A 22783-nucleotide genomic window follows, 5' to 3' on the forward strand; every position below is an offset into this window, starting at 1 on the left:
GCGGACGCTGCCGGCCTACTCGTCGAGCAGGCGCTCGATCTCGTCACGCCGCGCGCGGCGCATCGGTCCCCCGGAGACCGGGCACACGGGCGGCTGGCGCAGCGCCCGCTCCGGGAACACCACGGCCTCCACGGCGGCCCCGCCTAGGTCGAACGCGAAGCTCGGATAAAAGGCGTGCTCGCCATTGCCCAGGCGCAGGCGCCGCTCGCCTTCCTGGTAACGGATGCCGCGCTCGAGCAGCAGGAAGGCCACCTGTTCCGGGGCCTCTGCGAACAGGTGCAGCGAGACGTCGCTGTGTGGTGTCGCGGTGCCTGCCAGCACCGGCCCGACCAGGCGCGGGCTGAAGCGCTCGAGCAGCCGCATCGCGCGCAACGCCTCCGCGCGCAGCGCGCGCAGGTTGTGCTCGTGCCCGGCCCCCTCGAAAAGGCGCTGCTGCGCAGCCAGCGCGTCGGCGATCTCCTGGTTGGCGGGCAGGGCCTGGCGGTCGACCACGCCGAGCCGGTCGGCGGCCTTGCGTTTCGCGAGCAGGAAGTCGCGCACCCCCTGCTCCCGCATGATGCGCGCCGCTTCCTCGGCGACCCGCGCCCGTACTTCGCCTGCCCTGGATGTGGAGCGTCGCGCCATCTGCGTGCTCAGAACAGGGGCTCGTCGTCGCGGCGGGACTCTTCCGGGTAGCGCTCTTCGCCCGGGTCCGGCGCCGTCGGCGCATTGCCCACGCGGAAGGTCTCGAATATCGCGCCGGGATCGCCGGCGCGCGCGAGACGGCCGGTGTCCGGGGAAATGCGCACGCTCACCAGTCCCGGGGGCTGTTCCAGCCGGCTCGGCGGGCTGCCCTCCAGCGCCGGCCCCATGAAGTCGATCCACATCGGCAGCGCCGTCGAGCCGCCGGTCTCGCCGCGGCCCAGTGAGCGCTCCTGGTCGAAGCCGATCCACGCCGTCGCCACCAGGTCGCCGTTGTAGCCGGCGAACCAGGTATCGCGGCCATCGTTGGTGGTGCCCGTCTTGCCGGCGAGGTCGCTGCGGCCGATGGTGCGGGCACGGGTTCCCGTGCCGCGCCGCACGACGTCCTCGAGCATGTCGCCTATGATCCATGCGTTGCGCGCTTCCACGGCGCGCGGCGGCTGTTCCAGCGCCACCGGTGCGAGCGCGTCGTCGCCCGCAGCTTCCGCTTGCCCCGCTTGCCCCGCCGGTTCAGTCGGCCCGGTCGGAACGGCTGCATCCGCCTCTTCGAGCAGCGCCAGCTCGCAGTCCGGGCAGGCCCACAACGGCTGCGCCGTGTACAGGAGCGCCTGGTCCGGGCCGTAAATCCGGTCGATGAAATAGGGCTCGACCCGGAACCCCCCGTTGGCGAAGGCCGCATAGCCGGCCGCGAGCTGCAGCGGCGTGACGTCGCCGCTGCCCAGCGCCAGCGTCAGGTTGCGCGGCATCGTCTCCGGAGCGAAGCCGAAGCGGCTGGCATGGTCGACGGTGAAATCGATGCCGACCTGTTCCAGCAGGCGGATGGAAACCAGGTTGCGCGACTGGACCAGCGCCTCGCGCAGTCGCATGGGTCCGTAGAAGCGGCCGGTGTAATTCTGCGGCCGCCAGGTGTCCTCCAGCCCCGGATCGTCGTACACCACCGGGGCATCGAGAATGACCGTGGCGGGGGTCAGGCCGCGCTCCAGCGCGGCGGAATAGATGAACGGCTTGAAGGCCGAGCCGGGCTGCCGGCGCGCCTGGGTTGCGCGGTTGAACTTGCTGAACTCGAAGTCCAGCCCGCCGGCCAGCGCGACGATGGCGCCGTCATGCGGATCCACCGCCACGACTGCGCCCTGCGCCTCGGGCACCTGGCTGAGGGCCCAGGCACCGGCTTCGGGACGCAGCAGCACGACGTCGCCCGGCGCGAGGACATCGGCGGGCGATTCCGGCGCCGGCCCGCGCCGGTCGTCGTCGATGAACGGACGCGCCCAGCGCATGCTCTCGAACGGCACGCGCACGGGGCCCGCGCCACGGAGCAGGACCTCGGCTCCTGCGTCGTCGACGGCGAGCACCAGGCCGGCACGCAGGCCCGCCGGTTCCGGATAACCCTCGAGCAGCGCCGCAACGGACTCGGTGTCGGCCGGCACCTCGCCGAGGCGCGCGAGCGGGCCGCGATAGCCGTGGCGCTCGTCATAGCGCCGCAAGCCGGAGCGCACCGCAGCCTGGGCCAGCGGCTGCAGGCGGCTGTCGATACTCGTGATCACCACGTAGCCGCGCGTGTAGGCCTCGGGACCGAAACGCTCCAGCATCGACTGGCGCGCCATCTCGGCAACCCACGGCGCCGTGAGTTTTACCTGGGCGCCATGGATGCGGGACACGATCGGCTCCGCCAGCGCGGCCTCCATCTCCGCGGCATCGATGACTCCCGTCTCCACCATGCGCCGCAGCACGTACGCTCGCCGCTGGCGCGCGCGTTCCGGGTTGGTGACGGGATTCTCGACCGAGGGCAGGCGGCCGATGCCCGCGATCAGCGCGATCTCGCCGGTCGTCAGGTCCCGCACGGGCTTGCCGAAATAGACTTCAGCCGCAGCACCGACGCCGTAGGCGCGCTGGCCGAGGAAGATCTTGTTGAGGTACAGCTCGAGGATCTCTTCCTTGGACAGGGAGCGCTCCATCTGCAGCGCGAGGAATATCTCGCGCACCTTGCGGGAGATGGTCTTCTCGCGGCTGAGGAAGAAATTGCGCGCCACCTGCATGGTGATGGTGCCGCCGCCCTGGGCGGGCTCGCCGGTCAGCGCCACGGCCACGGTCGCGCGCACCAGGCCCTGCCAGTCCACGCCAGGATGCTCGAAGAAGCGGTCGTCCTCGGCGGCGAGGAAAGCCTGTCTCAGCTTGAGCGGGGTGTCCTCGAGCACGAGAGGGATGCGGCGCTGTTCACCGAACTCGGCCAGCAGCAGCCCGTCCCGCGAGTAGACCCGCATGGGCACCTGCAGCTGCACCTCCCGCAGTGTTTCGGGATCGGGCAGGCTCGGCGCCACATAGTAATAGGCGCCGATCACGGCCAGGGCGAGGCCGACCAGGGCCGTCGATGCGAGGGCAGCGAGGCCAAAGGCGAGGCGCAACAAGATTCTCATCGGGCGAAGCGGGTGACTTGCCTTTTATCGGGGCGGTCAGAATACTAACATCTTGTTCAAAGCGTCCTGAAAGGGCGTCGCCGCCAGGAGCACAGCGCAGGAGGCGCTGGCCGGAGCGGCATGAACTTCGCTGTGGGGGCAGCCGCTTGAGTGCAACAGACGCTCGCCAGGGACACTGCAGGCTGATGCGATCCGCGGCCCGGACAGGCGTTCGGGCATGGCGTGAAGCGGCCTTGCCCGCCGTTCCTCCGGCCCCCGCCCCATCTTATGTAATATGCGAAGCCGTGACTCGGATCACGGATTCCCGGCAGCCATGTCCGGCAATGTTCGAGGGCGCCTCGTCGCCCGGATCGCAGCCGGTAGTCCATGCGCCATTGCATTACTTAATGTCGTAGTCTATCTTCGCCCTCCAAGCCCCGGATGCAAAAGGAAATTTAAAGTGCTCTTCGGGAGATCCGCCAAGCCCCTGCTGGGGTTGGACATCACGACTTCCTCAGTGAAGCTCATCGAGCTGTCGAAGTCCGGGGAAAACTACCGCGTCGAGGCATTCGCGGCCGAGGCCACGCCGATCAACGCGGTAAACGAAAAGGCGATCGTCGACGCCCAGGTGGTGGGTGACGCCGTGCGCCGCGCGGTGAAGCGCTCCGGCGCCCGCTCCCGCGACGCCGCCGTCGCCATCAGCGGCGACGCGGCCATCACCAAGACGATCCAGTTGCCGGCGAGCTTCAACGAGAACGAGCTCGAGGGCCAGGTCGCGCTGCAGGCCGACCAGTACATCCCGTTCCCCATGGAAGAAGTGAGCTACGACTTCGAGGTGATCGGTCCGAACGAGGCCGACCCGGAGATGCTCGACATCCTGCTCGTCGCCACGCGCACGGAGAACGTGGAACAGCGCCAGGCAGCGGTCGAAGCCGCCGGGCTGAAAGCGGTCCTCGTCGATGTCGAGGCCTTCGCGGTCGAGAATGCCTGCATGCTCCTGCGCCACCAGATGCCCGAAGAGGGCATCGGCCACAACATTGCCGTGATCGACTTCGGCGCCAGCAGCACGACCTTCAGCGTCCTGCGTGACCTGAAAGTGCGTTACACGCGCGACTTCGCCTTCGGCGGACAGCAGCTCACCGAGGAGATCATGCGCACCTACGGCCTGACGCTGGAAGAGGCCGGGCGCGCCAAGAAAGAGGGCGGGTTGCCCAGCAACTACGAGCCCGAGATCCTCGAGCCCTTCATCGACGACATGACCCAGCAGGTCAGCCGTTCGTTGCAGTTCTTCCTCGCCTCCGGGACCAACCGCGAGCAGCCGGAGCAGATCCTGGTCTGCGGCGGCTGCGCCAACATTCCCGGCGTGGCCGATGTCATCTCCAGCCGGGTGGGCATCCCGACCCAGGTCGGCAACCCGCTGGGCATGATGAAGATTTCCTCCAAGGCCCGCTCGCAGGGCGTGATGAAGGACGCCACCGCCCTGCTCACCGCGTGCGGGTTGGCACTCAGGAGCTTTGACTGATGCCGCGCATTAACCTATTGCCCTGGCGCGCCGAGCTACGCAAGCAACGCCAGAAGAACTTCGCGCTCGCCTCGCTGGCCGCCGTGGTGGTGGGGGCGCTGATCATGCTGCTGGTCAACATCTACCTCCAGGGGCGGATCGATTACCAGAATGCGCGCAACCAGCGCCTGCAGCAGGAGATTGCGCGGCTCGACAACGAGATCAAGGAGATCCGCAACCTGCGCCTGCGCAAGGAGCGACTGCTGGCCCGCATGGCCGCGATCGACGACCTGCAGCGTGCGCGCCCGGAGGTGGTCTATCTCTTCGACCAGCTGGTGGCGGTGATGCCCGAGGGCGTGTTCCTGACCGAGTTCAGCCAGAACGGCCGCAACCTCAACATGCGCGGCATGGCGGAGTCCAGCACCCGCGTCTCGGCGCTAATGCGCAACATCGCGGACTCGCCGCACCTGGGCGACCCGCGCCTGCAGGTGGTGCAGTCGGGACAGAACCAGCGCGGCACGCCCCAGGGCGCCGCCGGGCGCCGTGCGCAGTTCGGGCTGGGGGCGCGGCAGCTCAGCAGCACGGGTGACGAGGAGGTGCAACAGTGAACTACCTGGAGCAACTCCGCACGCTGGACATGAAGGACATCGGCCGCTGGCCGTTGTTGTTCCGCGCGGTCGCCGTGGCCCTGATCTTCCTGGTGGTCTCCGTCGGCGGGACCTATTACTTCGTGTGGAAGAACAAGATTCCGCAGCTCGAGCAGGTCGAGCGGCAGGAAACCGACCTGCGCGCGACTTTCGAGAGCCGCCAGCAGCTCGCCGCCAACCTCGAGGCCTACCAGGCCCAGCTGGCGGAGGTCGAGCAGACTTTCGGCGCCATGCTGCGCCAGCTGCCGGGCGAGACCGAGGTGCCCAGCCTGCTGGTCGACATTTCCCAGACCGGGCTTGCGGCCGGGCTGGAAGAGCGACTGTTCCAGCCGATGGCCGAGGTGAGCCGCGAGGCCTACAGCGAGCTGCCGATCAAGATGCAGGTGGTGGGCACGTTCCACGAGCTGGGTAATTTCGTCAGCGGCGTGGTGGCGTTGCCGCGCATCGTCACCCTGCATGACATCCGGCTGAAGCCGGAGCAGCAGCGCGACGGCCAGGGAGGAGGACGCCTGGTGATGGATGTCACCGCGAAAACCTACCGCTATCTCGAAGACGAGGGTGGCGGGCAATGAGCATGCGCAAGAGAACATTCCTGCTGCTGGCGGTCATCGGCGCTGCGGTGTCGCTCGCGGGCTGCTCGCGCAGCATGTCCGACCTCGACCAGTACATCGCCGAAGTCAACGCGCGCCCCGGCGGGCCGATCGAGCCGCTGCCCGAGATCAAGACCTACGAGGTCGTCGCCTACGAGCGCGGCGACGCGCGCTCGCCCTTTGTGCCCGACCTGCCGACAGCCGGCCCGGACGACGACGGCGTGCGGCCCGACGCGGACCGCAAGCGCGAATTCCTGGAGGGTTTCCCGCTCGACACCCTCCGCATGGTCGGCACCTTGTACCAGGACGGGCAGCTGTTCGGGCTGGTGCAGACGAGCGACCGGCTCATCCACAGGGTCGTCGTGGGCAACTATCTCGGCCAGAACGACGGCCGAATCATTTCAATCACCGATTCCTCCATCCAGCTGGTGGAGATTATCCCGGACGGCCTCGGCGGCTACACCGAGCGTGCCGCCTCCATCAGTCTGGGTGAGACATGAATCTCGGGGAGAAGCTAGCAATGATGCGCGATCACAGGCGGAGCAACAGGATGGACACAGTCCCGGCGAGGTCGCGCCGTGCATGGTGGGCACTTGCTGCCGCGCCCTTGTTATGGCTCGGCCTTTCCGTCCAGGCGGCGGAGGGGCTGGAGCTCACGGATCTCGAGGTCAGCACGCTGCCGGGCAACCGCGTGGTGCTGACCATGGTGACCAACGGACCGGCGCCCGAGCCGCTGTCCTTCACCATCGAGGATCCGGCCCGGATCTCGCTGGACCTCCCCGGCGTCACCCTCGGTTCGGCCGAACGCCGGCGTGAAATCAAGCGCGGCGTGCTCGACACCGTCATGCTCGCCGAGGCCCAGGGCCGCACCCGCGTGGTGCTCAACCTCGACGTGATGGTGCCGTACGAGACCAGGGTCCAGGGCGACCGCATCATCGTCACGCTCGGCGAAGCCGGGCGCCAGGCCGTCGCCCAGGCGCCGAACAGCGTGTTCGGCCAGCCGTCGGGTGCCGCCGCCAGCCGCAGTTCCGGCGACATCACCGGCATCGATTTCCGCCGCGGCGCCGACGGCGCCGGCCGTGTCATCGTGTCCCTCAGCGACCCGACCATGTCCGTCGACATCCGCGACGAACTGGAGCGCACGGTGGTCGAGTTCCGCAATGCCTCCTTGCCGGACTCGCTCCTGCAGAGCCTCGACGTGCTCGATTTCGCCACCCCGGTGGAGACCATCGACAGCGTCCGCTTCCCGGGCGGCGCGCGCCTCGTCATCAAGGTGGGCGGCGAGTACGAGCGCCTCGCCTACCAGGCCGAAGACCGCCTCAACATCGAGTTCCGCCCGGTCGAGAAGCAGGACCCGACCGAGTTCGGCGTGTTCGACGAGCGCAAGGAATACACCGGCCAGCGCCTGACGCTGAACTTCCAGGACATCGAAGTGCGCGCCGTGCTGCAGCTGCTGGCCGAAGTCAGCGGCCTCAACGTGGTGGTCAGCGACTCCGTGGCCGGCAGCGTCACGCTGCGGCTCGACAACGTGCCGTGGGACCAGGCGCTGGATATCATCCTGGCCACCAAGGGCCTGGACATGCGCCAGGTCGGCAACGTGATGCTGGTCGCGCCCGCCCCCGAGATCGCGGCGCGCGAGCGCGCGGAGCTGGCGGCGAAGCAGGACATCCAGCAACTGGCCCCGTTGCGCTCCGAGTTCCTGCAGGTGAATTACGCCAAGGCCAGCGATCTTGCGGCTCTGCTGAGCGGCGGCCAGGGCAGCGCCAGCTCCTTGCTCTCGGAGCGCGGCAGCGTCAGTGTCGACGAGCGCACCAACACGCTGCTGGTCTACGACACCGCAGAGCGCATCTCCGACGTGCGTCGCCTGGTGGCGGCGCTGGACATCCCGGTGCGCCAGGTGCTGATCGAGTCCCGCATCGTGGTCGCCAACGACGACTTCAGCCGCGAGCTGGGCGTGCGCATGGGCGCCACCTACGTGCGCGAAAACGGCGACGACGGCGTCATCTCGGTGACCGGCTCCGGACAGGGTAACGACACCATCGTCGGTTCGGCGAACGATAACCTGAACAACACCGGCAACGCTTTCCCGGTGACCCTGCCGACGCTGGACAACCGCTACAACGTCAACCTGCCGGTGGGCGACGCGGCCGGCCGCATCGGCCTGGCGATCCTGGGCTCGGATTACCTGGTGGATCTCGAGCTGTCCGCGGCGCAGGCCGAGGGGCGCGGCGAGATCGTCTCCAGCCCGCGCGTCATCACGGCGAACCAGAAAGAGGCCTCGATCGAGCAGGGTGTCGAGATTCCCTTCCAGGAGTCCTCGGCCAGCGGCGCGACCGCCACCCAGTTCAAGCAGGCGGTGCTGAGCCTCACGGTGACGCCGCAGATTACGCCGGACGACCGCATCATCCTCGACCTGGAAGTGACGCAGGACACCGTCGGCGAGTTCGTGCCCAGCGGCACCGGTGGCCTGGTGCCGAGCATCGACACCCGCCGCATCATGACGCAGGTCCTCGTCAACGACGGCGAGACCGTGGTGCTCGGCGGCATCTTCGAGACCGAGCGTCGCGACGAAGAGACCAAGGTGCCGCTGCTGGGCGACATTCCCGGCCTCGGCAGGCTGTTCAAGCGCACCAACTCGGTGTCGAACAAGCGCGAACTGCTGATCTTCGTGACGCCGAAGATATTGCGTGAGGGAAGCAACATCTACTGACCCCGGAGTACCCTCCGGACACATGCCCGGGCCCGCGCAGGCGGACCCGGGCATGTGCGTTTACCGGCGACGCCCATGACCATTCCGAACGTTTTCCTGGTGGGTCCGATGGGCTCTGGCAAGAGCGCCGTCGGCCGGCAGCTCGCGCGCATGCTGCGGCGGGTGTTCCACGACAGCGATGCCGAGATCGAGCAGCGCACCGGCGTGGACATTCCCTTCATCTTCGAGAAGGAGGGTGAAGAGGGCTTCCGGCGGCGCGAGCGCGAGGTCATCGACGATCTGACGAGCCTCGACGGCATTGTGCTCGCCACCGGCGGGGGTGCGGTGCTCGACCCGGAGAACCGCGGGGTGCTGGCGTCGCGCGGCCTGGTCGTATACCTTGAGGCCTCCGTGGAGCAACAGCTCGAGCGCACCCGGTTGTCCAGCCACCGGCCACTGCTCGAAACCCCGGATCCGGCGGAACGCCTGGCTTCCCTGATGCGGCAGAGGGAACCCCTTTACCGCGAGCTCGCAGCCCTGGTGGTGCACACCGACGGGCGCGTGGTGCGGGAGGTGGCGCAGGAGATCCACCGCAAACTGGTGCACGAGAACAGTAGTAACTGAGACCCGCGATGCATGCCCTGAACGTGCCACTTGGAGCCAGGTCGTACCCGGTAATCATCGGCCGCAGTATTCTCAGCCGGGGCGACCTGCTGGCGCCCTACATCGACGGTCGCCAGGTGTTCATCGTCACGGATTTCAACGTGGCGCCGCTCTGGCTCAAGCCCCTGCGCAGCGCGCTCGCAGACTACGAGGTGGCGGTGCACACCTTGCCTCCCGGCGAGAGCGAGAAGAACCTCGATACCCTGGCGGTGCTGCTGGACGTGCTCGCTGAGAACCACTTCAATCGCGACGCGACCGTGCTTGCCCTCGGCGGCGGCGTGGTCGGCGACGTGGCCGGATTCACTGCTGCCTGCTGGCAGCGCGGCATCGGTTTCGTGCAGATCCCCACCACGCTGCTGGCCCAGGTGGATGCGGCGGTAGGCGGCAAGACCGCGGTGAACATTCCCGCCGGCAAGAACCTGGTCGGTGCATTCCACCAGCCGAACGCCGTGATCATCGACACGGCGACGCTGTCGACGCTGGGGCGCAAGGAGTACTGCGCCGGGCTGGGCGAGGTGGTCAAGTACGGCCTCGGCCTCGACGCCGGCCTGTTCGAGTGGCTCGAAGACAACCTCGACGCGGTCATGGATCGCGATCCCGAGACCCTTGAGCGCATTACCTACTGGTGCTGTGCCCTCAAGGCGGCGATCGTCGCCGAGGATGAACGCGAGGCGGGCCGGCGGGCCCTGCTGAATCTGGGCCATACCTTCGCCCATGCCATCGAGACCGGGATCGCCATGGGCTCCTGGCTGCACGGCGACGCCGTGGCCGTGGGCCTGGTGATGGCCACGAAGCTGGCGGCCCGGCTGGGCATGGTCGAGCCGGGGCTGGTGGAACGCGTCGAGGCATTGCTGCAGGCCGCCGAGCTGCCGACGCGCCCGCCGCCGATCGGCGCGGCGCGGATGAAGTCGCTCATGGCGCTGGACAAGAAGATCGCCGGCGGCAAGCTGCGGCTGGTGCTGCCGGATGCTCTGGGCAGCAGCCGCGTGGTCACGGACGTGCCCGACGCCGAGCTGGACGCCGTACTGGCGCTGGCAGACGGCCCGTGAGCGAAGGCCTGGCGCCGTGGGCCACCTGCGAGACACACTCGCGGGGGCGGCGCCACCCCGAGCCGCCGCCGCGCTACCGCGGCGAGTACCACCGCGACCGCGACCGCATCATCCATTCCACGGCCTTTCGCCGCCTGGTGTACAAGACCCAGGTGTTCGTCAACCACGAGGGCGACCTCTACCGCACGCGGCTCACGCATTCGCTGGAGGTGGCGCAGATCGCCCGCACCGTGGCGGGGGCGCTCGGGCTGAACACGTATCTCACCGAGGCCATCTGCCTGGCGCACGACCTGGGCCACACGCCCTTCGGCCACGCCGGCCAGGAGGCGCTGAACCGCTGCATGGCCGACTACGGCGGCTTCGAACACAACCTGCAGTCGCTGCGCGTGGTGGACGAACTGGAGGAAAAGTACGCCGAGTTTCCCGGGCTCAACCTGATGTTCGAGACCCGCGAAGGTATCCTCAAGCATTGCTCGCGGCGCAACGCCCGCGACCTGGGCGAGCTGGGCCGGCGCTTCCTCGAGGGCTTCCAGCCCAGCCTGGAAGCCCAGCTGGCGAATGTCGCCGACGAGATCGCCTACAACAACCACGATGTCGACGACGGCCTGCGCGCGGGGTTGCTGCACACGGAGGAGCTGCGCGAGGCCGAGCTGTTCCGGGAACAGCACGACGCCGTGCGGGCAAGGTGGCCGGAACTGGCCGGGCGGCGCCTGGTGCACGAGATCGTGCGACGCATGATCGGCCGCGTGGTGGAAGACCTGGTGGAGGGTTCGCGCGCGGCGCTAGAGGCGGCAGCGCCGGATTCGGCTGCGGCCGTGCGCCATGCGGGCGCGCCGCTGATCCGCTTCACGCCCGGGATCGGCGCCGCGCACGACGCGCTGAAACGCTTCCTGCGCGCGCGCCTGTACCGCCATAACCGCGTCATCCGCATGACCACCAAGGCGCAGCGCACCGTCACCGAGCTGTTCGACGCCTTCATGGACGAGCCGCGGCTGCTGCCCGAGGACCATGCGCGCGAGGCCGAGCGCAAGGAGGCGGCGCAGGGCAAGGCGGGCCGGGCGCGGGCGGTGGCGGACTACATCGCCGGCATGACCGACCGCTTCGCCATCGTCGAGCACCAGCGCCTGTACGATCCCGGGGCCGGTACCTGAGGTTCGCCCCCGTCGGCGTCGCGGGCCGACTGCGGGCTTCACGGACGCTGGGCCCCGGCCGGTCAATGCTAGAATCGCGGGCCGATCAGACGGCCGGAACAACGATGAACCACAAGAACATCCCTGCCGCGGAACGGCTCATCTTCGCCCTCGACGTCCCCGATGCCCAGCGCGCCCGCGCGCTGGTGGAGACCCTTGGCGATGCCGTCCGCTTCTACAAGATTGGCCTCGAGCTGCTCATGGCCGGAGGCTACTTCGAGCTGCTGGACTGGCTCGCGGCGCGCGACAAGCGCATTTTCGTCGACCTCAAGTTCTTCGACGTGCCGGCGACCGTCGGGCGCGCCGTGGCGCGGCTGAACGACCGCGGCGTGACTTTCTGCACCGTGCACGGCAACCAGGGGATCATGGAAGCGGCCGCGGCAGCGAAGAAGGACGTCAAGGTGCTGGCGGTCACGGCCCTGACCAGCCTCGACCGCGGCGACCTCGAGGACATGGGCTTCCAGTGCGACGTGCCCGAGCTGGTGTTGTCGCGCGCGCGCCGCGCGCTCGAGGCCGGCTGCGACGGCGTGGTGTCTTCCGGTCTCGAGGCGGCCCGCCTGCGCGAGCACCTGGGCCCGCGCCTGATGGTCGTCACGCCGGGCATCCGCCCGGTGGAGAACCGGCCGGTCGACGACCAGAAGCGCGTCGTCACGGTCGACCAGGCGTTCGCGCTGGGCGCGGACTACATCGTCGTGGGCAGGCCCATCCGGGACGCTGCCGATCCCCGGGCCGCGGCGGAAGCCATCCAGGCCAGCATTGCAAAGGCAACAAGCGCATGACTGCAGAACTGAAGAACGACCGTTTCCTCCGTGCCCTGGCCCGCGAGCCGGTGGACCGCACGCCGGTGTGGATGATGCGCCAGGCGGGCCGCTACCTGCCGGAGTACCGCGCCACCCGCGCCAAGGCCGGGAGCTTCGTGGCGCTTTGCCAGAACCCCGAGCTGGCCTGCGAGGTCACGCTGCAGCCGCTGGAACGCTACCCGATGGATGCCGCGATCCTGTTCTCCGACATCCTCACCGTGCCCGACGCCATGGGCCTCGGGCTGCACTTCGAGACCGGCGAAGGGCCGCGTTTCGAGCGCACCATCCAGACCCAGGCCGACGTCGACGGGCTGGCCAGCCCCGACCCCGAGCAGGAGCTGCGCTACGTCATGGATGCCGTGCGCACCATTCGCCGCGAGCTCGGCGGGCGCGTGCCGCTGATCGGCTTCTCCGGCAGCCCCTGGACCGTGGCGACCTACATGGTCGAAGGCGGCACCAGCAAGAACTTCAGCCGCATCAAGGGCATGCTCTACGACCAGCCGGCCGTGCTGCACAGCCTGCTGGAGCGCGTCACGACCACGACGCTGGCCTACCTCAATGCCCAGGTCGCCGCCGGCGCCCAGGCCGTGATGGTGTTCGACACCTGGGGCAGCATCCTCACGCCGAAGACCTACCTCGACTTCTCGCTGGCCTACATGCAGCGCATCGTCGACGGCCTCACGCGCGAGGCGGGTGGGCGCAAGGTCCCGGTGGTGCTGTTCACCAAGGGCGGCGGACCGTGGCTGGAGATCATGGCGGAGACCGGGTGTGACGGGCTCGGCGTGGACTGGACCACGGACCTTTCCGAGGCGCGCGCCAAGGTCGGCGACAAGGTGGCGCTGCAGGGCAACCTCGACCCGGCCGTGCTCTACGCTTCGCCTGACGTCATCCGCGAGGAAGTGCGCCAGGTGCTGGAGAGCTACGGCCGCGGCCCCGGCCACGTCTTCAACCTCGGTCACGGCATTCACCCGGAGGTGAAGCCGGAACATGCCGGGGCGATGATCGAGGCGGTGGTCGAGCTCAGCCCGGCCTTCCACGACTGAGCGGCGCTCCTGCGCACGGCGCGGGCCTTGGCCCCTGCCCGCGGCCGGGGCATTGCATGGTCCTTCTCACTTGGAAGTCTTATGCCGCTCGAAGGACCATGCAATACCCCGGCCGCTACGCATGGGGCGCCCGCCGCGTTGCAGGTGCAAGGCCGGGTTGTCTGCCGATGTCGGCAGGCCGGCCTCTGAGGCTGCGGCGGCAAGCCGCGCCCGACCCGGTGAGTGAGCGCGGCGACCCAGGCGTGACATCGCCGCGCTGGTCACGGGTCTGGCACGGTCCTGTCCCGTTTCCATGTGTAGCCCGGTCCGCGTGCGCCCGGGCCTATGACCTGTACCCGTCGCAGCGGCCGGGGCATGACAGGGTCCTGCGAGCGGCATAAGAATTCCAAGTGAGCAGGACCCTGTCATGCCCTGGCCGCGGACAGGTCTTACACGCGAGGCGGAGCGCGGACAGGCCGTCAGCCGTGCGCCGGATCCCCGGGCGGCGCCCACGAGTCCACCGGTTCTTCCGCCAGGATCGACTCCATGATGGCGGTCTCGCGCGACATGATGGTGGCGATGAACTCGTCCGAGCCTTTCATGGCGCGGAAGGCGATGAAGCCGCGCTCGATGAACATGTGCAGGTCGAGCAGCCCGGCCATCTGTGCCGGGCCGTGCGCAAGCTTGACTGCGCTGTAGATGAAGGGCTTGAAGACGATGCTGTCCAGGGACTGGCCGACCTCGTGCACGATGCTGATCTGGCGCCGGCGCGCCTCGATATTGCCGCAGCGCCGGTACGCCTCGGCGTAACTGGCGGCGTCCAGCCCGTTCTTCAGGCCCATCTCGCCCCACAGCATGGCCACCATGTCGAGGTCGAGTTCCTGGCTGATGGCGTGCAGCTCGATGCCGATGCTGATGGTCATCAGCGCCGCGCCGGGCATGACCTTGGACATGATGGGATAGACGCGCTCGACGCCCTCGTCGCGCGCCGAAAAGTCCTTGTCGCCGTAGAGGTCGTTGAGGAAGAACTCGACCGCCTTGCGGTAGCGCGAGGTCTCCAGCAGGTCGCGGTACGTGTGGCGCAGGCGCTCGGCCTGCCACGCCGCGAGGATGCGGCACTCGGGGCGCAGTCCCTGCTCGTCGTACTGGCGCAGCCGGGCCAGCCGGCTGCGTTCCAGTTGCTCGGCCAGCCGCCGCGCGCCGGCATCCCTTTGTGCGCTGCTCATGGACCGGCATTGTAGGGCCAGGCCGGTGATTTTGCTCGCTTTGTGCCGCACGGGCCTAGACCATCGGATGCCTGTGACGCCGCCGCAGGCGGTGTTATGCTCGGGGTATCAAACAATCGTTTGAGGCGATCAGATGGCAAAACAGAACGGTTCCGGCTCGCTCGCGGACAACCAGCTCACCAGGCTGGTCGTCGGCTCGGCGAACCAGGTCTGGCACGTGGGCCGCGGCGCCTACACCTGGGCGGGCTCTGGCGGCGGTCGCCTGGTCGGCGGCTTGATGAACCTGGGCGGACGACTGGACCGCGAGGCCAAGAGCCGCGTCTTCGAAGCCCGCTCGAGTGCTGCGGTCACCTGGGAGCGGCTCGAGTCCGCTTTCGTGCAACGCGTGGCCCGGGCGTTGAACGCCCTGCAGATCCCGACTGCGCGCGACGTACGTGAGTTGAACCAGCGCGTGGAGTCGCTGCAAAAGGCGGTAGTCGCGCTGGAACGGCGTGCGGCAGAGGCAGCTGCGGTCGAGGCGGCAGCGTCCAGGGCCAAGCCTGCGGGGAAGGCGGCGGCCGCCGCGCGGCGTCGTGGCCCGGCGCGTAAGAAAACCGCGTCGGTAGCGCGTGCGCCGCGCAAGAAGGCCGGAAGCTGACGCATGCTGCAGACCCAGCGGACGCACCAGGCGGACAAGAAGGGCGGCCCGAAGATCGGGCTGGCACTGGCTGGCGGCGGCCCGCTGGGCGGCATCTACGAGATCGGCGCGCTGCTGGCGCTGAACGAGGCCATCGACGGGCTCGATTTCGCCGATGTCGATGTCTACGTCGGCGTGTCTGCGGGATCTTTCGTCGCCTCCACCCTGGCCAACGGCATTTCTGTCGAGGAGATGGGACGCCTGCTGGTGAGCCGGCGGGGCAAGCCGCAGCGCTTCGATCCGGCACTGTTCCTGCAGCCCAATTTCCAGGAATACATTCGCCGCGGCGCGCAGTTCCCGCGCCTGCTGGCCGAGGGCCTGTGGCAGTTTGCCCGTAACCCGCGCGCCAACGGCTTGCTGGAGTCGCTGAGCGGCGTGTCCCGGGCCATCCCCACCGCGGTGTTCGACAACCAGCCCATCGAGAGCTTCCTCGACGACCTGTTCAGCAACCGCGGCATGACCAACGATTTCCGCCAGTTGCCGCACACGCTGCTGGTGGTGGGCGTGGACCTCGACACGGGCGAGGCGGTGCGCTTCGGCTCGCCGGGGCACGACGACGTGCCCATCTCCAAGGCCGTGCAGGCCAGCACGGCGCTGCCCGGGCTCTATCCCCCGGTGAAGATCGGGGAGCGTTATTTCGTCGACGGCGGCCTGAAGCGTACCCTGCACGCCTCGTCGGCGCTGGACGAGGGTGTCGACCTGCTGTTCTGCGTCAACCCGATCGTGCCCTACGACGCCAGCGCGGCGCCGCCGGGCGACGACAAGCGCCATGATTCGCTGGTCGAAGGCGGGCTCACGGTCGTGCTGTCACAGACTTTCCGTGCCCTGATCCATTCGCGCATGAAGGTCGGCATGGCCAAGTACGAGACCAGCTACGTCGATCGCGACGTGGTGCTGTTCGAGCCCGACACGGGCGACTCGAAGATGTTCTTCACCAACGTGTTCAGTTACTCGAACCGGGAGATGGTCTGCCAGCACGCCTATCGCACCACGCGGCGCGACCTGTGGGCGCGTCGCCGGAAGCTCGGGCCGATCCTGAAACGCCACGGCGTGGTCATCAACGAGGCCATCCTGCAGGATCCCGACCGGCGCTTCACCAGCGCCTTGTCGCGCCGGCCCGACCCGATGCGTCTGGGGCACTACAAGAATCCGGTCACCAACCGCCTCGACGGCCTGCTGGACCGGCTCGAGGTGCTGGTGCGCCCGAGCCACTAGGGCCGCAGGCGCCGTCGCCGCGGCGCGCGCTCAGCTCGCCTCGTCGCGCAGCTCCCGACGCAGGATCTTGCCCACGTTGGTCTTCGGCAGCTCCTTGCGGAACTCGACCTTGCGCGGGACCTTGTAGCCCGTGAGGCCTTCGCGGCAGAAGTTGATGAGCTCCTTCTCGGTCACGCTCTGCCCCTCTCGGCACACCACGAACAGCTTCACCATCTCGCCGGACTTCTCGTCCGGGATGCCGACCGCCGCGGCCTCGAGCACGGCCGGATGGGTCACTGCGACGCCCTCGACCTCGTTCGGGTACACGTTGAAGCCGGAGACCAGGATCATGTCCTTCTTGCGGTCCTCGATGAAGATGTAGCCGCGCTCGTCCATGCGGCCCATGTCGCCGCTGCGGAACCAGCCGCCCTCCAGCATCACCTTGTCGGTCTCGTCGGGGCGATTCCAGTAGCCGGCCATGACCTGCGGCCCGCGAATGCAGATCTCGCCCACGGCGCCGATGCCGAGCTCCTTGCCGTCCTCGTCGCGGATGCTGAATTCGGTGGAGGAAATGGGCACGCCGATGGAGCCGTTGAACTCTTTCTGGGTGAGCGGGTTGATCGACGCGGCGGGCGACGTTTCAGTCAAGCCGTAGGCCTGGATCAGGGGTTTGCCTGTGACCTGCTGCCAGCGCTCCGCCACGGCGGCCTGCACCGCCATGCCGCCGCCGAGGGTCACCCTGAGGTGGCTGAAGTCGACCTCGTCGAAGCCCGGCGTATTGAGCAGGCCGTTGAACAGCGTGTTGACCCCGGTGATGAAGGTGAACTTCTGTTTCTTCAGCTCCTTGACGAAGCCGGGCATGTCGCGCGGATTGGTGATGAGGATGTTGTTCCCCCCCATCAGCGTGAAGACGAAGAAGTTCGCCGTCAACGAGAAGATGTGATAAAGCGGCAGCGGCGTGATCACCACGGACTGCCCTTCGACCACGGTGACGCTCAGCCACGCCCGCGCCTGCAGCAGGTTGGCGATGATGTTCCGGTGCGTGAGCATGGCGCCCTTGGCCACCCCGGTGGTGCCGCCGGTGTACTGCAGGAAGGCGATGTCGTCGTGGCCCAGCGGCGGCGTGTCCATGGTCTGCCACTTGCCCTCCTTGAGGGCCTTGTGGAAGGGCACCGCGTCCGGGATGTCCCAGGCCGGGACCATCTTCTTCACCTTGCGGATGACGAAGTTCACCAGGTGGCGCTTCGGCACCGGCAGCATGTCACCGATGGCCGTCACGACCACCGTCTTGATCGGCGTGTTGTGGCGCACCTTCTGCAGGGTGGCGGCGAAGTTTTCCACCAGGATGATGGCCTTGGCGCCGGAGTCCTTCAGCTGGTGCTCCAGCTCGCGCGGCGTGTACAGCGGGTTGACGTTGGTCACCGTCAGGCCGGCGCGCAGGATGGCGGCCACCGCCACCGCGTACTGGATGACGTTCGGCATCATGATGGCGACGCAGTCGCCCTTGGCGAGGCCGGCGTTCTTCTGCAGCCAGGCGCCCAGGTAGCGCGACATCTCGTCCAGCTCGCCGAAGCTGATCGAGTGGCCCATGTTGGTGAACGCGGGCAGGCTGCTGTACTTGCTGAACGACTGCTCGAGGAACTCCCGCAGCGAGGGGAATTCGTTGACGTCGATTTCGGCGGGCACGCCCTCCGGGTATTCCTGAAGCCAGATCTTGTCCATCGCTCCCCCGCGACTCCGGTGTGGTTATTCTTCCGAGTGCCGGATTGTACCCCCGAGCAGGCCCACAATCTCGGGCCACACGTTTTCCACGATGCGCGGCTGCGCGGCCGCCGTGGGGTGCAGCCCGTCGTCCTGCATCAGGGCCGGATCGAGCGCCACGCCGTCGAGGATGAAAGGCACCAGGCCGGTGCCGTATTCTTGCGCCAGCTCGTGGTAGACCTGGTGGAACGCCTCGGTGTAGGCCGGGCCGTAATTGGGCGGGATGTGGATCCCCGCCAGCAGCACCTCGGCGCCCACATCGTGCGAAAGTTGAATCATCCTGGCCAGGTTGCGTCGAATCTCCGGGATGGGGATGGCCCGCAACCCGTCGTTCCCGCCCAGGCCGATCACGACCAGGGCGGGCGAGTTGAGCTCCAGGGCGCGCGGCAGGCGCGCCAGTCCCCCACTGGTGGTGTCGCCGCTGATGCTGGCGTTGACCACGCGATGCGGATAGCCGGAGGCCTGCAGGCGCTCCTGTAACAGCGCCGGCCAGTTCTCGTGGATGGCCAGGCCGTAGCCAGCACTGAGGCTGTCGCCGACAATGAGGACCGTCGGCGTTGCGGCCGCGGCCGGCGCGGCCAGGACGAACAGCAATAAAAGGATTCTGTACATGGAACAAGCGACCGGGCGCACGCCGGTTCTCAAGGCTCAGGGTTTGACCCGGAAGGTTAGCAGCCCCGAGGGAGAGCTGACCATCCTCGACCACGCCGAGCTGGAGATCATGCCCGGCGAGTCGGTGGCCATCCTCGGCCCGTCCGGCGCCGGCAAGTCGACCCTGCTGTCGCTGCTCGCCGGCCTCGACCTGCCCAGCGACGGCCGCGTCTGGGTCAACGGCCGCGAGCTGACGGCGCTGGACGAGGACGGTCGTGCCGCCGTGCGCGCCGAGCAGGTGGGGTTCGTATTCCAGTCCTTCCACCTGGTGCCGGCGCTGACGGCGCTGGAAAACGTCATGCTGCCGCTCGAGCTGGCCGGGCGCCGCGATGCCCGGCGCCAGGCCCGCGCCGCGCTGGAGGAGGTCGGGCTGGGCCCGCGGGTCGGCCATTACCCGCGCCAGCTTTCGGGCGGCGAGCGCCAGCGCGTCGCCATCGCGCGGGCCTTCGTGGCGGGACCTTCGCTGCTGTTCGCGGACGAGCCCACCGGCAACCTGGACACGCGCACGGGGGGTCGCATCGCCGACCTGCTGTTCCGCCTCAACGCCGAGCACGGCACCACGCTGGTGCTGGTCACCCATGACCGGGTGCTGGCGGACCGTTGCGACCGCCAGCTGGAAATGGACGCGGGGAAACTGCTTTGAGAAGTCTCGTCTTCGGCCTCTCCCAGGTGGTGCGGGAGTTGAAGTCCGGCGAGGTGCGCGTGCTCGCCGCCGCGCTGGCGCTGGCCGTGGCGGCGATGACCGCGGTCGGTTTTTTCACCGACCGCGTCGGGCAGGGCGTGCAGGCGCGCAGCGCCGAGGTGCTCGCCGCCGACCTGGTGCTGCGTTCGAACCGGCCCATATCCGAGGCCCACGAGGCGCTGGCACGCGAGCTGGGCCTGGAGACCGCGCGCACGGCGTCCTTTCCCAGCGTGGTCGTGGCTGGCGAAGCCACCGCGCTGGCCGACATCGAAGCGGTCAGCACGGCGTATCCGTTGCGCGGCCGGCTCAAGGTGAGCGCCGCGATGGATGCCGAGTCGGTGGTGGTGGACGAGGTCCCCCCGCCTGGCGAAGCCTGGGCGGATCCGCGGCTGCTGGCGCGCCTGGACGCCGATGCGGGCATCACGGTGCAGCTCGGGCGCACCGAGCTGCGCATCACCCGGCTGCTGGACTATCGCCCGGACCAGGGCTTCAGCTTCGCCGAGCTGGCGCCCACGCTGCTGGTCAATCTCGAGGACGTGGAGGCCACCGGCCTGGTGGCGCCCGGCAGCCGCGTGTCTTACCGGCTGTTGCTGGCCGGCGACGCCCCGGCCCTGGCCGAGTTCCGCGACCGCGTCGAGCTGGGCGTGAGCGAGCGGCTGCGTGGCATCGAGGATGCGCAGCCCGAGATCGGCAGCGCGGTGGCGCGTGCGGGCCGCTTCATCGGTCTCGCTTCCCTGGTGAGCGCCCTGATCGCGGCGCTGGCGGTGGCCATGGCGGCGCGGCGCTTTGCCAGCCGGCGCATGGACACGGTAGCGCTGATGAAGTGCGTGGGCGCATCGCGGCGCTTCGTGCTGCAGGCGATGCTGGTGCAGCTCATGGTGGTCGGCCTCGCCGCCTCGCTGCTCGGCATCGGGCTGGGCTGGCTGGCGCAGGAAGGCCTGGTGCGCCTGCTCGCCGGCCTGGTCTCCCAGGACCTGCCGCCGCCGACCCTGGCGCCGGCCATCGGCGGCCTGGTGCTGGCGGGGCTGGTGCTGGCGGGCTTCGCCCTGGTGCCCATCATCGAGCTGTGTCGCACCCCGCCCGGCCGGGTGCTGCGGCGCGACCTCATGCCGCCGGCGCTCGGTCCCATGGTGCTGTACGGCGCGGCGGTCGGCGGGGTCCTTGCCCTGCTGGCCTGGCAGGTGCGCGATGCGCGCCTGGTCGGCTGGCTGGCGCTGGGCACCGCCGGCGTGGTCGTGGGCCTGGCGCTCGGCGGCTGGTTGCTGGTGTGGCTGGCCGGCCGCCTGCGCGGCGGCGGCGCCGCGTGGCGCTACGGTCTCGCCAACGTGGCGCGGCGCGGGCGCGAGAGCGTGGTGCAGGTGGGCGCTTTCGGCATCGGTCTGATGGTGCTCTTGCTGCTCACCCTGGTGCGCTCCGGCCTGCTGGAGCAATGGCGCGCCACCCTGCCGGAGGATGCGCCCAACCGTTTCCTCATCAACATCCAGCCGCATGAAGCGGACGGCGTGCAGGCCTACCTCGAGGCACACTTCGGCGGGGCCGAGCTGGTGCCCCTGATCCGCGCGCGCATGACCGAAATCGAAGGCGTAGCCGTGGCGGAGCGGGAGTATCCCTCGCCGCGCGCGCAGGGTTTCATCGATCGCGAGGCCAACCTGAGCTGGGCGGCGCAGCCCGCGCCGGACAATCGCATCGTGGCGGGCCGCTGGTGGCCGACGCGTGACGACGCCGAGGTCTCGGTGGAGGTCGACTTTGCGCGCGACCTCGGCATCAGTCTCGGCGACCTGCTCGAGTTCGACATCGCCGGCGAGCGGCTGGAAGTCAAGGTCACCAGCCTGCGCGAGGTACAGTGGGACTCCTTCAACCCGAACTTTTTCATGGTGTTCCCGCCCGGCCTGATGGAGCCCTATCCGCGCACCTACATCGCCAGCATCCACGTCGACCGGGAACAGCGCGGCGACGTGCTGGAGCTGGTACGCAGCTATCCCAGCGTGACCGTCATCGACCTCGAGGCGGCCATCGCCCAGGTGCGGGACGTCATGGACCAGGCCTCGCTGGCGGTGCAGTACGTGTTCCTGTTCGCCCTCGGCGCCGGCGTGCTGGTGATGCTCGCCGTGATCCAGTCGACCCGCGAGGAACGGCTGTACGAGAGCGCCATGCTGCGCACCCTCGGCGCGCGCCGCCGCGTCGTGCTCGCGGGCGTGGCGGTCGAGTTCGCGGCCCTCGGGCTGATCTCCGGCGTGCTGGCGGCGGCCGGCGCCACTGCCGTGGCGTGGCTGCTGGCCGAGCGTGTCTTCAATCTCTCCTTCACGCCCGACCCGACGGTATGGCTGGCCGGCCTGCTCGCCGGCGTGTTCGTGGTCGGCGGCACCGGCGTCCTCGCCACCCGGACCGTGGTGACCCACCCGCCCGCGAACGTGCTGCGGGGCTACTGATCAGAGCGCCGCGACCTCCCGCATCAGTCCCTCGATGGCACTGCACAGGTGGGTGATGGTCTCTTCGCGCGCACAGCCGGGGCGCCAGGCGGCGGCGATAGTGCGCGACGGCTCCGGGTCCTGCAGGCGGCGCAGCGTGAGTCCCGGCGTGCCGATGCCGTAAGGCTCGGCCGCCAGGTTCGGTAACAAGGTGATGCCGATGCCGGAGGCCACCATCTGGCGCAGCGTCTCCAGGCTGGTGGCGCGGAAGTCGGGCGCTTCGCGCACGCGCGCCAGGCTGCAGGCCGCCAGCGCCTGGTCGCGCAGGCAATGCCCGTCCTCGAGCAGCAACAGGGTTTCTCCGTCCAGGTCGTCGAGGCTGAGCCGCTTGCGCCTGGCCAGCGCATGCCCGTCCGGCAACGCGACCTGGAACCGCTCCGCATAGAGTGTGCGCGTGACAAGCCGTTCGGCCGGCAGCGGCAGCGCCAGGATCGCCATGTCCAGCTCCCCGTCCTTGAGCAGCTCGACGAGGCGCTGTGTCTGGTGCTCGAGCAACAGCAGCTTCAAGCGGGGGAAGCGGGCGCGCAGCGGCGCGGCGATGTGCGGCAGCAGGTAGGGACCGACGGTCGGGATCAGCCCGACACGCAACTCGCCGCACAGCGGGTCCTGGACGGTGCGGGCCATTTCCTCGATGTCGCGCGCGTCGGCGATGATGCGCCGCGCGCGTTCGACAATGCGCTCGCCGACTTCAGTGAGGCGCACGGACTGGCCGCGCTCCACCAGCTGCACGCCGAGCTGCTCCTCCATCTTCTTGACCTGCGCGCTCAGGGTCGGCTGGCTGACGAAGCACAGCTCCGCGGCCTTGCCGAAATGGCGTGTTTCGGCGAGGGCGACGAGGTAGCCGAGGGCGCGCAGGCTGAGGTGGAGATTAATAGACTTCATCTATCGACAAGATAAAGTCAA

General features: G+C 68.8%; 20 protein-coding genes. 14 read left to right on the plus strand and 6 right to left on the minus strand.

Going from position 1 to position 22783, the window contains the following annotated elements:
- Window positions 1-15: 15 nt before the first annotated feature.
- Complete coding sequence (locus G8346_RS01680) at window positions 16-624, minus strand: hypothetical protein (protein WP_166047578.1); 609 nt, start codon at window positions 622-624, stop codon at window positions 16-18.
- An 8-nt stretch (window positions 625-632) separates the two neighbouring features.
- On the minus strand, window positions 633-3092 hold the full coding sequence (locus G8346_RS01685) for a penicillin-binding protein 1A (protein ID WP_166047580.1): 2460 nt from the start codon (window positions 3090-3092) through the stop codon (window positions 633-635).
- Between the two features lie 439 nt (window positions 3093-3531).
- Here G8346_RS01685 and G8346_RS01690 point away from each other — a divergent pair, with 439 nt between their 5' ends.
- The 10 genes from G8346_RS01690 to hemE all read left to right on the plus strand — a co-directional run bounded on the left by G8346_RS01690 (window position 3532) and on the right by hemE (window position 13243).
- A complete protein-coding gene (locus G8346_RS01690) occupies window positions 3532-4593 on the plus strand; it encodes a pilus assembly protein PilM (RefSeq protein WP_370520515.1) in 1062 nt (353 codons plus the stop codon).
- Window positions 4593-5180, plus strand: a complete 588-nt coding sequence (locus tag G8346_RS01695; protein ID WP_166047584.1) for a PilN domain-containing protein — start codon at window positions 4593-4595, stop codon at window positions 5178-5180. Before G8346_RS01690 ends, G8346_RS01695 begins: the two co-directional genes overlap by 1 nt.
- Window positions 5177-5791: a type 4a pilus biogenesis protein PilO gene (locus G8346_RS01700; RefSeq protein ID WP_370520516.1), complete on the plus strand. Its 615-nt coding sequence runs from the start codon at window positions 5177-5179 to the stop codon at window positions 5789-5791. Before G8346_RS01695 ends, G8346_RS01700 begins: the two co-directional genes overlap by 4 nt.
- Window positions 5788-6309 (plus strand): pilus assembly protein PilP, encoded by a 522-nt coding sequence (locus G8346_RS01705; RefSeq protein WP_240901240.1) that lies wholly within the window; start codon window positions 5788-5790, stop codon window positions 6307-6309. The genes G8346_RS01700 and G8346_RS01705 overlap by 4 nt, the downstream gene beginning before the upstream one ends.
- A 50-nt stretch (window positions 6310-6359) precedes the next feature.
- Window positions 6360-8519 carry a type IV pilus secretin PilQ gene (gene pilQ, locus G8346_RS01710; protein WP_166047586.1) on the plus strand — a complete coding sequence of 720 codons (2160 nt, stop codon included), beginning with the start codon at window positions 6360-6362 and terminating at the stop codon, window positions 8517-8519.
- 75 nt (window positions 8520-8594) lie between these two features.
- The gene (aroK, locus tag G8346_RS01715) at window positions 8595-9122 is read left to right on the plus strand and encodes a shikimate kinase AroK (RefSeq protein ID WP_166047588.1); all 528 of its coding nucleotides are present in this window, start codon (window positions 8595-8597) and stop codon (window positions 9120-9122) included.
- Between the two features lie 8 nt (window positions 9123-9130).
- Window positions 9131-10210, plus strand: a complete 1080-nt coding sequence (gene aroB, locus G8346_RS01720; protein WP_166047590.1) for a 3-dehydroquinate synthase — start codon at window positions 9131-9133, stop codon at window positions 10208-10210.
- Window positions 10207-11361, plus strand: a complete 1155-nt coding sequence (locus tag G8346_RS01725) for a deoxyguanosinetriphosphate triphosphohydrolase (RefSeq protein WP_166047592.1) — start codon at window positions 10207-10209, stop codon at window positions 11359-11361. The genes aroB and G8346_RS01725 overlap by 4 nt, the downstream gene beginning before the upstream one ends.
- Before the next feature lie 104 nt (window positions 11362-11465).
- Window positions 11466-12179 (plus strand): orotidine-5'-phosphate decarboxylase, encoded by a 714-nt coding sequence (gene pyrF / locus G8346_RS01730; protein WP_240901241.1) that lies wholly within the window; start codon window positions 11466-11468, stop codon window positions 12177-12179.
- Window positions 12176-13243, plus strand: coding sequence for a uroporphyrinogen decarboxylase (gene hemE, locus G8346_RS01735; protein WP_166047596.1), 1068 nt, complete (start codon window positions 12176-12178; stop codon window positions 13241-13243). Before pyrF ends, hemE begins: the two co-directional genes overlap by 4 nt.
- A gap of 458 nt (window positions 13244-13701) precedes the next feature.
- Here the strand turns inward: hemE and G8346_RS01740 are convergent, their stop codons facing one another.
- Window positions 13702-14448, minus strand: coding sequence for a hypothetical protein (locus G8346_RS01740; protein ID WP_166047598.1), 747 nt, complete (start codon window positions 14446-14448; stop codon window positions 13702-13704).
- A gap of 133 nt (window positions 14449-14581) precedes the next feature.
- Between G8346_RS01740 and G8346_RS01745 the strand changes: the two genes are divergently transcribed.
- Together G8346_RS01745 and G8346_RS01750 are read left to right on the plus strand one after the other, a co-directional pair.
- Window positions 14582-15085 carry a phasin family protein gene (locus G8346_RS01745; RefSeq protein WP_166047600.1) on the plus strand — a complete coding sequence of 168 codons (504 nt, stop codon included), beginning with the start codon at window positions 14582-14584 and terminating at the stop codon, window positions 15083-15085.
- 3 nt (window positions 15086-15088) lie between these two features.
- On the plus strand, window positions 15089-16339 hold the full coding sequence (locus tag G8346_RS01750) for a patatin-like phospholipase family protein (protein ID WP_166047601.1): 1251 nt from the start codon (window positions 15089-15091) through the stop codon (window positions 16337-16339).
- Window positions 16340-16369: 30 nt separating this feature from the next.
- Here the strand turns inward: G8346_RS01750 and G8346_RS01755 are convergent, their stop codons facing one another.
- Complete coding sequence (locus G8346_RS01755; protein WP_166047603.1) at window positions 16370-18040, minus strand: long-chain-fatty-acid--CoA ligase; 1671 nt, start codon at window positions 18038-18040, stop codon at window positions 16370-16372.
- Window positions 18041-18064: 24 nt separating this feature from the next.
- Complete coding sequence (locus tag G8346_RS01760) at window positions 18065-18691, minus strand: arylesterase (protein WP_166047605.1); 627 nt, start codon at window positions 18689-18691, stop codon at window positions 18065-18067.
- On the opposite strand from G8346_RS01760, the gene G8346_RS01765 reads away from it, so the two are divergent.
- Both G8346_RS01765 and G8346_RS01770 read left to right on the plus strand, forming a co-directional pair.
- Window positions 18690-19373: an ABC transporter ATP-binding protein gene (locus G8346_RS01765; RefSeq protein ID WP_166047607.1), complete on the plus strand. Its 684-nt coding sequence runs from the start codon at window positions 18690-18692 to the stop codon at window positions 19371-19373. The two genes, G8346_RS01760 and G8346_RS01765, sit on opposite strands and share 2 nt — an antisense overlap.
- Window positions 19370-21841, plus strand: a complete 2472-nt coding sequence (locus G8346_RS01770; protein WP_166047609.1) for an ABC transporter permease — start codon at window positions 19370-19372, stop codon at window positions 21839-21841. The genes G8346_RS01765 and G8346_RS01770 overlap by 4 nt, the downstream gene beginning before the upstream one ends.
- Here the strand turns inward: G8346_RS01770 and G8346_RS01775 are convergent, their stop codons facing one another.
- Window positions 21842-22762 (minus strand): LysR substrate-binding domain-containing protein, encoded by a 921-nt coding sequence (locus tag G8346_RS01775; RefSeq protein WP_166047611.1) that lies wholly within the window; start codon window positions 22760-22762, stop codon window positions 21842-21844.
- Window positions 22763-22783: the final 21 nt, after the last annotated feature.

The sequence above is a fragment of the Thioalkalivibrio sp. XN279 genome, assembly GCF_011089885.1.
Classification (GTDB): Bacteria; Pseudomonadota; Gammaproteobacteria; order Steroidobacterales; family XN24; genus XN24.